The organism is Rhodanobacter sp. FW106-PBR-R2A-1-15, assembly GCF_058789735.1.
In genome coordinates, this window is the sequence record NZ_JBYTEM010000026.1 from 1 (window position 1) to 13,901 (window position 13,901).

Here is a 13,901-nt window from a genome sequence, read left to right on the forward strand (position 1 = left end):
GCCCCCGTGAAGTCAAACGGCGACCCCACAAGTACCCCACGAAAACGCCAGTCAGCTTAACTGACTGGCATTACGGCTTCGGCCGGGTTTTTTCTGTCGAGCGCCAATGCAGGGTGCGTCTTCTTGTCGCACTGCGGTCCCGACCTATACGCTGGTGCAATGCCTCGCCCACCTTCTCCTCGCTCCGTCCGTCCCGCGGCATCCGCGCAACAGCCACGCTATGGGTTGGCCCGCGTGTTGTCCAAACTGGGTGCCTGTTCGCGCAGCCAGGCCGAGCAGTGGGTCCGCGCTGGTCGGGTCAGCCTGGACGGCCGTGTGGTGCGCGACCCGTATCACCCGACCTTGATCGATCGGCAGCAGGTTGCCGTCGATGGCCAGCCGGTGAAGTCGGCCAAGTGCGTCTATGTCGCCTTCAACAAGCCGCGAGGGCTTGTGGTCAGTGCAGCCGACGAGCATGGCCGCGCGACGGTCTACACCACGCTGGCGGCCGCCGGCTTGCCGTGGCTGGGTCCGGTTGGGCGGCTGGACAAGGCAAGCGAAGGCCTGCTGCTGCTCAGCAACGACACCGTCTGGGCCGCCGGCATCACCAACCCGGCCACGCATCTGGACAAGACCTACCATGTACAGGTATCCGGCCTGCCGGATACCGCAGTGCTGGCCGCGATGCTGGCGGGCATCGACGATGCCGGCGACTTGCTGAAAGCGCGGCGGGTCGCGTTGTTGCGCACGGGCGAGAAGAATGCCTGGCTTGAAATGGTGCTGGACGAGGGCCGCAACCGGCATATCCGCCGGCTGCTGGCCGCTCTGGGTTTCGACGTGCTGCGCCTGATCCGGGTATCCATCGGACCGCTTGCGCTGGGCGAACTCGCGAAAGGGCAGTGGCGACAGCTGAGTGCGGATGAAGTGAGAGCGCTCGACACCCGCAAAGGCTGAGTGCCGTCAGCCGCCGATCACGCCCAGCTTCCGGCCCACCTTGGTGAAGGCGGCAATGGCCCGGTCAAGATGTTCGCGGGTATGCGCCGCGCTCATCTGGGTGCGGATGCGCGCCTGGCCCTGCGGCACCACGGGGTAGAAGAAACCGGTGACGTAGATGCCTTCCTCCAGCAGGGCAGCGGCCATCGCCTGCGCCTTCGGTGCGTCGTAGATCATCACTGGCACGATCGGGTGCACGCCCGGCTTGATGTCGAAGCCGGCGGCGGTCATCCGCTCGCGGAAGTAGCGGGTGTTTTCCTTGAGCTTCTCGCGCAGCTCGCCGGCGCTGGAGAGCATGTCGAACACCTTGATCGCCGCGGCGACCACGTGCGGCGGCAACGAGTTGGAGAACAGGTACGGGCGCGAGCGCTGGCGCAGCAGCTCGATCACTTCCCTGCGGCCGGTAGTGAAGCCGCCCAGTGCGCCGCCGAGCGCCTTGCCCAGCGTGCCGGTGAAGATGTCGATCTTGTCCATCACGCCGTTGACCTCGGCCGAGCCGCGGCCGCTGTCGCCGAGGAAGCCGGTGCAGTGGCATTCGTCGATGTGCACCATGGCGTCGTATTTCGCCGCCAGCGCGGTGATCTGGTCGAGCCTGGCGATGAAGCCGTCCATTGAGAACGCGCCATCGGTCGAGATCAGCTTGGTGCGAACGCCGGCCGCATCGGCGGCCTGCAACTGCTGCTCCAGGTCGGCCATGTCGCTGTTGGCATAGCGGAAGCGCTTCGCCTTGCACAGGCGGATGCCGTCGATGATCGAGGCGTGGTTCAACGCGTCGGAGATCACCGCGTCCTGCTCGCCCAGCAGCGGTTCGAACAGGCCGCCGTTGGCGTCGAAGCAGGCGGCGTAGAGGATGGTGTCCTCGGTACCGAAGAACTCGGCGATCTTCGCTTCCAACTGCTTGTGCAGATCCTGCGTGCCGCAGATGAAGCGCACGCTGGCCATGCCGAAGCCATGGCTGTCCAGCGCGTCCTTGGCGGCCTGGATCACCGCGGGATGGTCGGCCAGCCCAAGATAGTTGTTGGCGCAGAAGTTCAGCACCCTGCGGCCGCCTTGCAGCTCGATCTCGGCGGACTGCGGCGAGGTGATGATGCGCTCGGCCTTGAACAGGCCCTGTTCGCGAATGGCGTCGAGTTCGCTGGCGTAGCGCGCCTTGGCTGAGTAGCTCATGGGAAATTCCCGCCGGTGGCAAAACGCTATTTTGACCGCTTGGCGCCGTGCTGGGAAGGAAGCCACGGCGCCGAGCCTGCGAGCGCTACTGCTTCAGGCCGAAATCCACGCGCGTGGTCTTGCCCTGGTCGTCGACGCCCTGGGCATCGAGCTTCGGTTCCTGCAGCGACACGCGCGCGTCGTCCAGCTTGCCCTTCAGCCACGCCTGCACCGCGGCGGCGCGGCGCTCGGCCAGCGCGCGCATGGCCTTGGCGTCCACTGGCACGCCGGTTTCCATCAGGCTGCGCATCTCGTCGGGTTCGAGCGACTTCTTCAGGCCGAGAAAGTTGCGCGGCTTGTCCTGCAGGTCGTCGTGGCGATAGGCGCGCTTGAGGTACTTCTCGTATTCGTCCGGGGTGACGTTGACCGCGGCCAGCGCGGCATCCGAGGTGTCGGCGTTCTTGCCTTCGGTATCCAGCGCCTTCTCGCGGCGTACCAGGTTGTCCACCGTCACCTTGCGCAAGCCATCCTGGTCCTTGCCCGGGTCGACCCGGCCGATGATGCCGAGCTTCAGCGACGGCTTCTGCTGCAACATGGCCACGATCTTGCCCAGGCGCTCCTGCGCCTTCGCGTCGAGCACCGCCGAACCCGCCGCGAACTCGACGTAGCCCAGATCCTCGTGGCTGCCGCCGAAGGCGCCGGCCAGCAGGCGGAACGGCGCGGTGACAGCCTTGGCGATCAGGTTGCCGAAGGCGCGCCAGATCATTCCGCCCAGGCTGAACTGCGGATCGTCCAGCGAACCGGACACCGGCACGTTCACGTCGATGTTGCCCTGGGTGTCCTTGAGCAGCGCCACCGCCAGCTTCACCGGCAGGTGCCTGATGCCGGGGCTCTCGTTGCGCTCGCCGAAGCTGAGCTGGGTGATGAAGATGTGGTTGTCCGCATCGAGCTTGCGCTGGTCCAGCATGTAGTGGACGTCCACGCTGAGCTTGCCGGCGGTGATCGGGTAGCCGGTGTATTTGGTGGAGTAGGCGGCAAGCCGGGTGAGCTCCACCTCGTTGGCCTTGCCCTTGATGTCCAGGAACGCCACCGGCTGCAGCGGGTTGATGCTGCCGTCGATGTCCACCGGCGAGTCGTCGTCCAGCGCCGCCTGCACCGACAGCGCGGCCGGCGGATCGCCCGGGGTGGTGCCGAACGCGCCGATCCGGCCGGTGAGCTTGGTGAGGTTGGCGGTGTAGTTGGGCTTGATGAAGTTGTCGGTGTAGTTGAGCTGGCCGTTGACCAGGGTGATGCCGCCTAGGTGGATGTCGGCCGGGGGCGCGGCCGGTGTCGTGGCTGCCGCGACCGCCACGCCGGTGGTTGCCGCCGGTGCGGGCGTCGCTGGCTTCGGTGGTGGCGGGGGCGGCGTGGCCGGCGTGCCGGTCGCGCGGGTTACCGATACCGGCGCGGCCTCGGGCGAGGCGACCACGTCGGACAGGTTCAGCTTGCCGTCCGCGTTGATGATCATGCGGGCGTAGAACGAGGTGAGCGTCAGGGCACCGACGTGCATGCGCGGCGCGCCCTGGCCGATGTCGGCGTCGAGGTTGGATGCGCTCAGCGTGCGCCAGCGCAGGAAGTCGTCGCCGGTGAGCTTGTCCTGCACGCGCACGCGCTCGAGTGCGGCGTTGCCGCGGTAATGCAGCTTCGGCGTGCTGCCGCGGCCGTCGTAGTACAGCTTGCCGTTGCTGGTGAGTCGGGCGCCCGACACGGTGACGTTCAGCGGCACGCTGATGTACGGCTCGAAGCGGGCGATGTCCAGTTGCCTGGTGGACAGTTGCAGGTCGGCGCCCAGCGGCGAGGGCCGCAGCTTGCCGGAGGCGGTGAAGCTGCCGCCGTCGATGGCGCCTTCCAGCTTGAACGGCCGCGCGACGCCCAGCTTGTCGTCCAGATCGTCGAGGCTGCCCTTGAGTGATTTCAGCTGCACGGTGGCGGGCTTGGAGCCGACGGCCTGGTCGGTGAAGTCGACCGCGCCGCCGTCCAGGCCCAGGTGGGCGATGCTCCAGTGCCAGGGTGGACCCGGATCCGCCGCGGCCTTCCGCAGGGCACCCGGCGGTGCGAGCAGTTCCAGCAGGCTGATCGCGCCGTTGTGCTGGCGCTGCACATCCAGGCTGAGGCCGCTGGCGGTGACCGTGCCCAGCTGCGCCTGGCGATTGGCCAGGTCGAGCAGGCGGATCTCCGCCTGCAGCTTGCCCCAGGTCAGCGGGGTACCGTGCTCTTTCGAAGGCGCTTCGAGCGCGAAGTCGCTCACCGCGGCGTGTGCGTCGGCGAGATGTACGTTGACGGCCTTGCCCCAGTCGAGCTGCAGCTGGCCGTCGGCGTCGAGTTTGCCCCTGGTTACCCGCGCGGCCATCGGCGGGGCCATCGCCTGCAGCGGGGCCACGTCCACCTGGTTGAGGCCGAGCTGGGCCGCCAGTCGGCCGGCGGCCAGGTCCAGCGTGCCCTTGGCCGACAGCTCGCCGCCGCCGAGCCGGGCGGCCAGGTCGATCCGGCCGGCTGGTGCCGGTTGCAGGCTCAGGCCTTGCAGGCTGCCGTGCAGGTTGTCGATGGCCAGCTCGTGCTGCGTGGCGTCGGTATAGCGGATGGCGCTGTTCGTGAGTGCCAGCGAGGCGATGCGCAGGTCGGTCGGCGTTGCCTTGGCGGTGGAGGCGGGCGGTGCCGGGCTGGCGGTGAGGCTATCGAAGTTGCTGTGGCCACCGGCAGCCTGGGTGTAGTGCAGCCGGGCCTGGTCCAGCTGCAGCGCGGCCAGCCGATAGCGCGAGAGCAGCGGCTGCACGTCGGCCAGCTCGGCGCTGCCGTGGCCGAGTTCGAGGATCGGCTCGCCATGGTTGCTGGCGAGCGCGAAGTCATCCAGTTGCAGGTGACCGGTCAGTTGCAATTGCGGCGTGGGTTTGGTCTGCACGAAGTGCAGGTCGAGATTCCCGCTGAGCCGCCCCTTGGGCACGGCCACCGGCAGCGGCACGGGAACGTAGGCCAGGTAGCGCGGCAGATCCAGCTGGTCGAGCTGGAAGTGCACCACGGTCTCGCGGGTGTCCGCGAAGGGTTTGGTGTGGCCGTCGATGCGCAGCGGGCTGCCATCCACCCGCAGCGACAGCAGCGGCTGCACGAACACGTCGGTGTCGCTGGGCAGGTTGGCGATGAAGGGGATGCCCAGTTCCAGCTGCTCGACGTGGTGGTTGGCCTTGGCCAGCTGGTCGTCGAACTGGATGTCGCCGGCATGCACGGCGATGTTGGACAGCGCGAAGCGCGCCGGCGGCGCCTTGGGTGCGGCAGGCTTCGCGGCGTAGCGCTCCAGCAGGTCGGTGAAATTGAAGCGCCCGTCTGCCGTGCGCACGATGCGGATCCGGGGTTGCTGCAGGCGCAGTTCGTCCAGCACCGGCGCCCGGCGGAACAGCGAAGTCCACGAGGCGTTGATCACTGCCTGGTCGATGTCCACGAACGGCGAGCGGCCGTCGCGGTCGGCGATGTGCAGGCGATCCAGCTGCAGGCGCAGGGTATACGGGTTGAAATGCACCGCAGCCACCGTCACCGGCCGCGACAGGGCCGCGCTGGCGCGCTTCTCGATCTGGCCGCGGATGATCGGCGGGGCGGCGAACAAGCCGAGCAGGCCGAACACCACCAGCACGATGGCGGCGATCAGTGTGGCCTTGCGCGCGCGGTGCGAGCGGTACAGCTGCCGGGCCTTGTCGCGGGCCGCCGCCAGGCGGGCACCTGCCATGGAGCGAAGGGCGTTCATGCGGACTTTCCGGTGGCGTCATGGACCGGCGGCACCCGCCGGGCACTTCCTGCAGCCGGCAGCGACCGGCCGCAGGAAGTTTACGCAGATGCGGTGAAACCGGCGATGACAGACGGCGACCGTCGTCCGCGCTCGTTCAGCTCCAGGAGCAGACCACCTTGCCGCAGCTGCCGGCGTCCATCAGGTCGAAGCCCTTCTGGAAGTCGTCGATGCGGATCTGGTGGGTCAGCACTTTCTGCAGCGGGAAGCCGGTCAGCACCATCTGGGTCATCTTGTACCAGGTCTCGTACATGCGCCGGCCGTAGATGCCCTGCAGGGTGAGGCCCTTGAAGATCACCTTGTCCCAGTCGATGCCGGCGCCCTTGGGCTGGATGCCGAGCAGGGCGATCCTGCCGCCGTGGTACATGCAGTCGAGCATGTCGTTGAACGCGCGCGGGTTGCCGCTCATCTCCAGGCCCACGTCGAAGCCTTCCATGTGCAGGTCCTTCATCACGTCCTTCAGCGACTGGTTGGCCACGTTGACCACGCGGGTGGCGCCCATGTCGGCCGCCAGCTTCAGGCGGTAGTCGTTGACGTCGGTGACCACCACGTTGCGCGCGCCCACATGCTTGGCGATGCCGGCGGCGATGATGCCGATCGGGCCGGCGCCGGTGATCAGCACGTCCTCGCCGATCAGGTCGAACTCCAGCGCGCAGTGCGCGGCGTTGCCGTAGGGGTCGAAGAACGCGGCCAGCTCGGATGGGATCTGGTCCGGGATCGGCCACAGGTTCGAGGCCGGCATGGTCATGTACTCGGCGAACGCGCCGTTGCGGTTCACGCCGATGCCGATCGTGTTCGGGCACAGGTGCTGGCGGCCGGCGCGGCAGTTGCGGCAGTGGCCGCAGACGATGTGGCCTTCGGCCGAGACGCGGTCGCCGACCTTGTAGCCGGTCACGCCCGGGCCGACCTCCACGATCCGGCCGACGAACTCGTGGCCGATGGTCAGGCCCGGCTTGATGGTGCGCTGGCTCCACTCGTCCCACTTGTAGATGTGCAGGTCGGTGCCGCAGATCGCGGTCTTCTCGATCTTGATCAGCACCTCGTTGGGGCCGACCTCGGGCAGCGGCACTTCTTCCATCCAGATGCCCTGCTCGGGCTTGCGCTTGACCAAGGCTTTCATCATCTGAGGCATGGGAATTTCCGTGGGGAGAGTAGGTAACCAGGCATTATAGGAGGCGCGCGGGAGGCCGGCTTCGTGCAGTGCAGCGTTGTGGTCCCGAACCCGTGCTTTTACTGTCGCAAGACTGTGTGTCACTGAACGGAGCAGGCGAATGCGTTTGAGCACGATGGGGAGTTTGGTCGGGGCGGCGGTGCCGAAGCAGCGGTGGCGCTCCGTCGTTTCGTCGCTGGCACTGGTGGCGTGTCTGGCAGCCATGCCGGCGGCGTGGGCGGCACCGGATCAGGGGACCGGGAGCCCGCTGCAGTTCCGCATCACAGAAGGGAACATCGAGAACGCATTTTTCCAGGATGGCCCCGTCGCGGCCCATCTGCTGCTCAGCTCCGGCGAGAAGCCGCGCGTGCTGGTGGCGTTTCCGGCCGGCAACAGCGGTGCAGGCGTCTGGTTCGAGCCGACCAGCAAACCGGTGCACTGGTCGCTGGGGCGGGTAACGGGCCAGCAGCGCACCGTGGAGGGGCACGCCTGGAACGGCATCGCCGCCGATGCCAGTGTCACGGCCGACCGGCTGGTGCTGAAGGATGCCGTGCTCGGCAGCATCCGCGTGTTGCGCGACTACCAGCTCGGCCAGGGCTACGCCGCGCAGGTAGCGGCCACGCCGCAGATCGTCGCCACGCCGCAGCTCACCGGGCGCTCGATCCGCTGGCAGCGCCAGCGGCTGGACGGTGCGCCGGGCTACGCCATCGCGCTGAGCACGGACAACGGCCGCTTCGCCCGCGAGGACGGGCACATCGTGCTGCGCCCGGATCGCGCGGGCGAGGCGTTGCACCTGCGCATCGAAGCCAGCACCGGCGAGCCCCCGCTGACCCCGTTCACTGACCTGCTCAACGACCGTGCGCAAGCCGATCTACGCAGCCGCGAGGCACTGCGGTTCCTCAGCTACCGCGAGAAATTCCTCGCCGGCTCCTGGCGTTTCGATACCTATTTCGGCCGCGACACGCTGATGTCGCTGCGCCTGCTGATGCCGGTGCTGCAACCGGTGGCGGTCGACGCCGGGATCGCCTCGGTGCTGGCGCGTCTTTCGCCGGATGGCCAGGTCGCGCACGAGGAGGGCATCGGCGAGTTCGCGGTACTGCAGCATCTCAAGGAGCAGGGCAAGCCGTCGGCGGCGCCGATCTACGACTACACGATGATCGACGGCAACTTCATGTTGCCGCCGGTCGCGGCCGCATGGCTGCTGGAGGATCCGCGCGGGCGCGACGGCGCCCGCGCCTTCCTGGCCGGCAAGCTCGGGGCCGGGCGGCAGGGCGATGCGCTGGTGCGCAACTTGTTGTTCGTCACCGCCAGCAGCGAAGCCTTCGCGCGCAAGCCGGTGTACGCGAACCTGATCGCGCTCAAGCCCGGCGCCAAGGTGGGTCAGTGGCGCGACAGCAACGAGGGCATCGGCCGCGGCCGCTATCCCTACGACGTCAACGCGGTCTGGATGCCGGCCGCGCTGCGCGCGATCGGCGAGTTCCTCGATGCCGGCCTGCTGGACGACTACACCACGCCGGCGCAACGCGAGCGCTTGCGCGCGGCCGCCGCCAGCGCCGGCGACTGGGAACAGCACGCCAGCGCCCTGTTCACCGTGCGTCTGTCCAACGAGCGCGCTACCCGGCAGGTGCGCGATTACGCCAGGCAGATCGGTGTGTCCGATGCCTCCGCATTGAAGGCCATAGGCGACGCTAGCCTGGAATTCCCCGCCATCGCGCTGGATGCGCAGGGCAAGCCGATTCCGGTGCTGCATTCGGACGAGGGTTTCCGGTTGTTGTTCGGCAAGCCTGACGCCGCCGTGCTGGATCGCAACGTCGCCAGCCTGATGCGGCCGTTCCCGGCGGGCCTGATGACTGACGTGGGCATGCTGGTCGCCGATCCCGCCTACGCCGATCGCGAGGTGTGGCGGCGCTTCGGCAACAACGCGTACCACGGCACCGTGGTCTGGGCCTGGCAGCAGGCCATCATGGCTGCCGGCCTGCAGCGCCAGCTGGCCCGCGCCGACCTGTCCGCCCCGACCCGTCAGCACCTGGAGGCGGCACAGTCCGAGCTGTGGCGGGCAATCTGCGCGGCTGGCGCGGTGCGTACCTCGGAGTTGTGGTCCTGGTCATACGCCGATGGCCATTACCGCATCGAGCCGTTCGGTGCGGGAAGTACGGACGAGGACGAATCCAACGCCGCGCAGCTGTGGAGCACGGTATTTCTCGCCTTGCCGCCGCCGGCCGGGCAGTCCTGCCGCTGAGCTTCCCGCTGCCGATCGCCATGGACGGCAGTGTGCAATGCAGCGTTACCCCCACGGGCGTTCCGTCCTATGTTCGCAAGTTGTTGCGAAATGCTTGGGGATACATGAATGCGTTTGAGGAAGATGGGTTTGGTCATGGCCGTGATGCTGGCACCGACTGCACAGGCCGACGAAGGCATGTGGATGCCATCGCAGCTGCCGGGCATCGGCGGACCGCTGCACGCGGCGGGCTTCCAGGGCAATCCCGCCGACCTCGCCGATCTCACCAGGGCGCCGCTCAATGCGGTGGTCAAGGTCGGTGGCGCGACTGGTGCCTTCGTCAGCGACGAGGGCCTGGTGCTGACCAATCACCACGTCGCGTTCGGGGTGATCCAGTACAACAGCAACGCGCAGCGCAACCTGATCGAGCAGGGCTACGTGGCGGCCAGTCGCGGCGAGGAGCTGCCGGCCAACCCGGATTTCCGCCTGCGCGTCACGGTCGGCTTCGACCAGGTCACCGAGCAGGTGCTGGCCAACGCCCGCGGCAAGACTGGCCGCGCCTACTACGACGCGGTGGACGCGGCGAGCAAGGCGCTGGTCGCCGCGTGCGAGCGCGAGGACGGCATGCGCTGCAGCGTGGCGAACATGTTCTACGGCCGCGACTTCTACCTGGTGAAGCAACTGGAGCTGCGCGACGTGCGGCTGGTCTACGCGCCGCCGCGCGCGATCGGCAACTACGGCGACGAGGTGGACAACTTCATGTGGCCGCGCCACAGCGGCGACTTCACCGTGCTGCGTGCCTACGTCGGTCCCGACGGCAAGCCGGCGGATTATTCGAAAGACAACCGGCCGTACACACCGCCGGCGCACCTGCAGATCGCTCGTGACGGCGTGAGCGAAGGCGACTACGTGATGCTCGCCGGCTATCCCGGCATCACCTACCGCCACCGCAGCGCCGCCGAGTTCGCCGACCAGGTGCAATGGCGCCTGCCGGCCTCGGTGGCGGCGATGAAGGCACTGCAGGACGTGATCGAGGAGGCCGGCAAGGCGGATGCGCAGGCGAAGATTCGCTACGCCTCGCAGCTGCAGTCGCTGAAGAACGGCATCAAGCGTTTCAGCGGCGAGCTGGACGGCCTGAAGCGCAGCAATGCGGTGGCGGTGCGCCAGCGGGACGAGGCGGCGATGCTGGCATGGCTGGGCAAGCAGGCCGATGCCCGTACGCTGCGCCCGCAGATCGACGCCGCGATGGCCGAAATCGCCGCCGGCAACGCGGGCCGCGAACGCGACCTGCTGCTCGGCCTCGCGCAGTCGCAGACCCAGCTGCTGCGTTCGGCGCTGCGTCTGCAGCGTCTGGCGCACGAGCGCGGCAAGCCCGACGCCGAGCGGGAAAACGGCTACCAGCAGCGCGACGAGGAACTGATCGCCGGCGGTCTGCGCCAGGTGCAGCGCCGCTACGACCCGGTAGTGGAGAAGCGCCTGCTTGCCGTGCTGCTGGGCCGCTACCAGCAGCTCCCCGAGGCGCAGCGTCTGGCCGAGTTCGATACCGCCTTCGGCCGCACGCCGGCCGAACTGGCGACCGCGCTGGATCGCGTCTACGCCGTCACCAGACTGGGCGACGAAGCGCAGCGCCTGCACTGGCTCGAGGCCACGCCGACCGAACTGGCCAGGAGCGACGACGCGCTGCTGGCGCTCGCCGCGAAGCTGCAACCGGCGCTGCTGTGCCTGGATGACGAACGCAAGGCGCGCGAGGGCGAGCTGCTGCGCCTGCGCCCGGCCTACATGCAGGCGCTGATCGCCTACCGCGAGCAGCAGGGGCGGGCGGTGTACCCGGACGCGAACTCCACCCTGCGCGTGAGCTACGGCAAGGTCACCCCACTCGCGGCGCGCGACGCAGTCGCCTACGCGCCGCTGACCAGCACCGCGGGCATCGTCGAGAAGAACACTGGCGAGGCGCCGTTCGACGCGCCCACGCCGCTGCTCAAGGCGATCGCCAAGGGCGACTACGCCGGCTACCTCGACCCGAAGTCCGGCACGATGCCGGTGAACTTCCTCAGCAACCTCGACACCACCGGCGGCAACTCCGGTTCGCCGGTGCTGAACGCCAAAGGCGAGCTGGTCGGCCTCAACTTCGACAGCAACTGGGAGGCGGTCAGCGCCAGTTGGATGTTCGACCCGCGCTACAAGCGCGCCATCCACGTCGACATGCGTTACATGCGCTGGCTGATGGACAAGGTCTACCCGGCACCGTGGCTGCTGCAGGAGCTGGGCGTGCCTGCGCGCTGAATGTCGCAGGCATGACTTGCGGCAGATGCCGCGACCACCCGGCTCGGGCATAAGTCGAAAGATATTGCGTCATTTTTCTGGTCTTCCGGGGCCGGCTTTCACCAGGAGATTTTCCGTGCGTCGTCTATTGCTTGCCGCAGCCGTGTCCATCGGCCTGATCTCGTCCGCCCATGCCGTCGAAGGCATGTGGCAGCCCGCCCAGTTGCCATCCATCGCCGCCACGCTCAAGCAGCACGGCCTGAAGCTGGACCCGAAGACGCTGACCGACCTCACCGTCTACCCGATGGGTGCGATCGTCAGCCTGGGCGGCTGCACCGCCTCGTTCGTCTCGCCCGAGGGCCTGGTGGTGAGCAACCACCACTGCGTGTACGGCGCGCTGCAGCTGAACTCCACGCCGGAGAACAACCTGATCGAGAAAGGCTTCCTGGCGAAGACGAAGGCGGACGAACTTTCCGCCGGTCCGTCCGCACGCGTCTTCGTCACCGAGGAAATCCGCGACGTCACCAAGGAGATCACCGCCAAGCTCACTGATGCGATGAGCGGAGCCGAGCGCTACAAGGCGATCGAGCAGGCGATCAAGCAGCAGGTCAAGGCCTGCGAGAGCGACGGCTACCGTTGCGATGTCTACACCTTCCATGGTGGTTACAACTATCAGCTGATCCGCCAGCTGGAAATCAAGGACGTGCGCCTGGTTTACGCGCCGCCGGAGTCGATCGGCAAGTTCGGCGGCGACGTCGACAACTGGATGTGGCCGCGCCACACCGGCGACTTCGGCTATCTGCGCGCCTACGTCTCGAAGGACGGCAAGTCGGCCACCTACTCGAAGGACAACGTGCCGTACCAGTCGAAGCACGTGCTCAAGGTGAACCCGCAGGGCGTGGAGCAGGGCGACTACGTGATGGTGGTCGGCTACCCGGGCCGCACCAACCGCTACCGCCTTGCCGACGAGGTGCAGAGCTCGATCGATTGGACGTACCCGACCCAGATCAAGGTGTATGAGGACACACTCAACATCATCAACAGCGCCGGCAAGGCCGACCCGAAGGTGGCGGTGAAGTACGCCAGCATGGTCGCCGGCCTCAACAATTACCTGAAGAACTTCGACGGCCAGCTCGAAGGCCTGCATCGTGCCGATGCGGTGAACGTGAAGCGTGCGCAGGAAGCGGCACTCGAAGCGTGGTTGAAACAGCAGGGCGGCGCGGAGAATGCCGAGTTGGCGGCCGACATCGGCAAGCTGCGTCAGCAGATCGCCGCCGACCAGGGCAATCGCGAGCGCAACCTGGCCATCGGCCTGGTCAACCGCGCCCAGCTGTTCAGCACCGCGGTGCGGTTGACCCACCTGGCGAAAGAGCGGCCCAAGGCCGACCTCGATCGTGACGCCGGCTACCAGCAGCGCGACTGGGTGCGCATCGAAGGCGGCCTGAAGCAGATGGACCGCCGCTACGACCCGAGCGTCGACCAGCAATTCATGGTCTACGGTCTCACGCGCTACGTGGCGTTGCCGCAGGCCCAGCGTCTGCCCGCGCTGGACGCCTGGCTCGATGGCGCGAAGAGCGAGCCCCAGCTGAAACAGAAGGTCGCCGCACTGTACGCCGGCAGCAAGCTCGGCAGCGTCGATGAGCGCATGAAGTGGTTCGAAGCCGACAGCAAGGCGATCGACGCCAGTGGCGATAGCATGCTCAAGCTGGCCCGTGCGGTGCAGCCGCAGCTGAAGAAGCTGGAAGACGAAGGCGACGCTCGCGACGGCGAGCTTTCCAAGCTGCGCCCGCGCTACATGCAGGCGATGATCGCGTGGAAGGATTCGCAGAAGCTGCCGGTCTACCCCGATGCGAACAGCTCGCTGCGCGTCACCTTCGGCAACGTGCAGGGTGTGGCGCCGCGCGACGGCGTCAGCTACGCGCCGTTCACCACCGCGCAGGGCATCGTCGAGAAGGACACCGGGGTGGAGCCGTTCAACTCGCCGAAGGCCGAGCTGGCCGCGATCAAGGCCAAGGCGTTTGACGGCTACGCCTCGCCGAAGCTGGGCACGCTGCCGGTCAACTTCCTTGCCGACCTGGACATCACCGGCGGCAACTCCGGCTCGCCAGCGATGGACGCGAACGGCCAGCTGGTCGGCCTCGCCTTCGACGGCAACTGGGAATCGGTCAGCGGCGACTGGCTGTTCAACCCGCAGCTCAACCGCTCGATCCAGGTCGACGTGCGCTACATGCTGTGGGTGATGCACCACCTCGACCACGCCGACAACCTGCTGAAGGAAATGGGCGTGCCGGGGAGATAAGCCGCACCTGACGGCGTAGGAGCGCACCCCCGGATCGAGTCCG

At 67.6% G+C, this 13,901-nt stretch carries 7 protein-coding genes; 4 read left to right on the forward strand and 3 right to left on the reverse strand.

The annotated features are described in order from the left end of the window. The first annotated feature begins 159 nt into the window (after positions 1-159). Positions 160-933 (forward strand): pseudouridine synthase, encoded by a 774-nt coding sequence (locus AC3WTD_RS13310; protein ID WP_492614077.1) that lies wholly within the window; start codon positions 160-162, stop codon positions 931-933. A gap of 6 nt (positions 934-939) precedes the next feature. Here the strand turns inward: AC3WTD_RS13310 and kbl are convergent, their stop codons facing one another. From kbl to tdh, 3 genes are all read right to left on the reverse strand, one after another. Further along, a complete protein-coding gene (kbl, locus tag AC3WTD_RS13315) occupies positions 940-2,139 on the reverse strand; it encodes a glycine C-acetyltransferase (protein WP_235642017.1) in 1,200 nt (399 codons plus the stop codon). 85 nt (positions 2,140-2,224) lie between these two features. After that, positions 2,225-5,890, reverse strand: a complete 3,666-nt coding sequence (locus tag AC3WTD_RS13320) for a DUF748 domain-containing protein (protein WP_492614054.1) — start codon at positions 5,888-5,890, stop codon at positions 2,225-2,227. 136 nt (positions 5,891-6,026) lie between these two features. Beyond that, positions 6,027-7,061: an L-threonine 3-dehydrogenase gene (tdh, locus tag AC3WTD_RS13325; RefSeq protein ID WP_027492680.1), complete on the reverse strand. Its 1,035-nt coding sequence runs from the start codon at positions 7,059-7,061 to the stop codon at positions 6,027-6,029. Positions 7,062-7,200: 139 nt separating this feature from the next. Between tdh and AC3WTD_RS13330 the strand changes: the two genes are divergently transcribed. The 3 genes from AC3WTD_RS13330 (at position 7,201) to AC3WTD_RS13340 (ending at position 13,858) form a co-directional block, all read left to right on the forward strand. Then, the gene (locus AC3WTD_RS13330; protein WP_235642019.1) at positions 7,201-9,318 is read left to right on the forward strand and encodes a hypothetical protein; all 2,118 of its coding nucleotides are present in this window, start codon (positions 7,201-7,203) and stop codon (positions 9,316-9,318) included. Positions 9,319-9,453: 135 nt separating this feature from the next. Further along, positions 9,454-11,580, forward strand: coding sequence for a S46 family peptidase (locus AC3WTD_RS13335; RefSeq protein ID WP_492614055.1), 2,127 nt, complete (start codon positions 9,454-9,456; stop codon positions 11,578-11,580). 115 nt (positions 11,581-11,695) lie between these two features. Beyond that, complete coding sequence (locus AC3WTD_RS13340; protein WP_492614056.1) at positions 11,696-13,858, forward strand: S46 family peptidase; 2,163 nt, start codon at positions 11,696-11,698, stop codon at positions 13,856-13,858. Positions 13,859-13,901: the final 43 nt, after the last annotated feature.

Excerpts from the sequence above, each read along its gene's own strand:
- AC3WTD_RS13310 (WP_492614077.1), top strand. The coding sequence starts at position 160 with ATGCCTCGCCCACCTTCTCCTCGCTCCGTCCGTCCCGCGGCATCCGCG.
- kbl (WP_235642017.1), bottom strand. The coding sequence starts at position 2,139 with ATGAGCTACTCAGCCAAGGCGCGCTACGCCAGCGAACTCGACGCCATT.
- AC3WTD_RS13320 (WP_492614054.1), bottom strand. The coding sequence starts at position 5,890 with ATGAACGCCCTTCGCTCCATGGCAGGTGCCCGCCTGGCGGCGGCCCGC.
- tdh (WP_027492680.1), bottom strand. The coding sequence starts at position 7,061 with ATGCCTCAGATGATGAAAGCCTTGGTCAAGCGCAAGCCCGAGCAGGGC.
- AC3WTD_RS13330 (WP_235642019.1), top strand. The coding sequence starts at position 7,201 with ATGCGTTTGAGCACGATGGGGAGTTTGGTCGGGGCGGCGGTGCCGAAG.
- AC3WTD_RS13335 (WP_492614055.1), top strand. The coding sequence starts at position 9,454 with ATGGCCGTGATGCTGGCACCGACTGCACAGGCCGACGAAGGCATGTGG.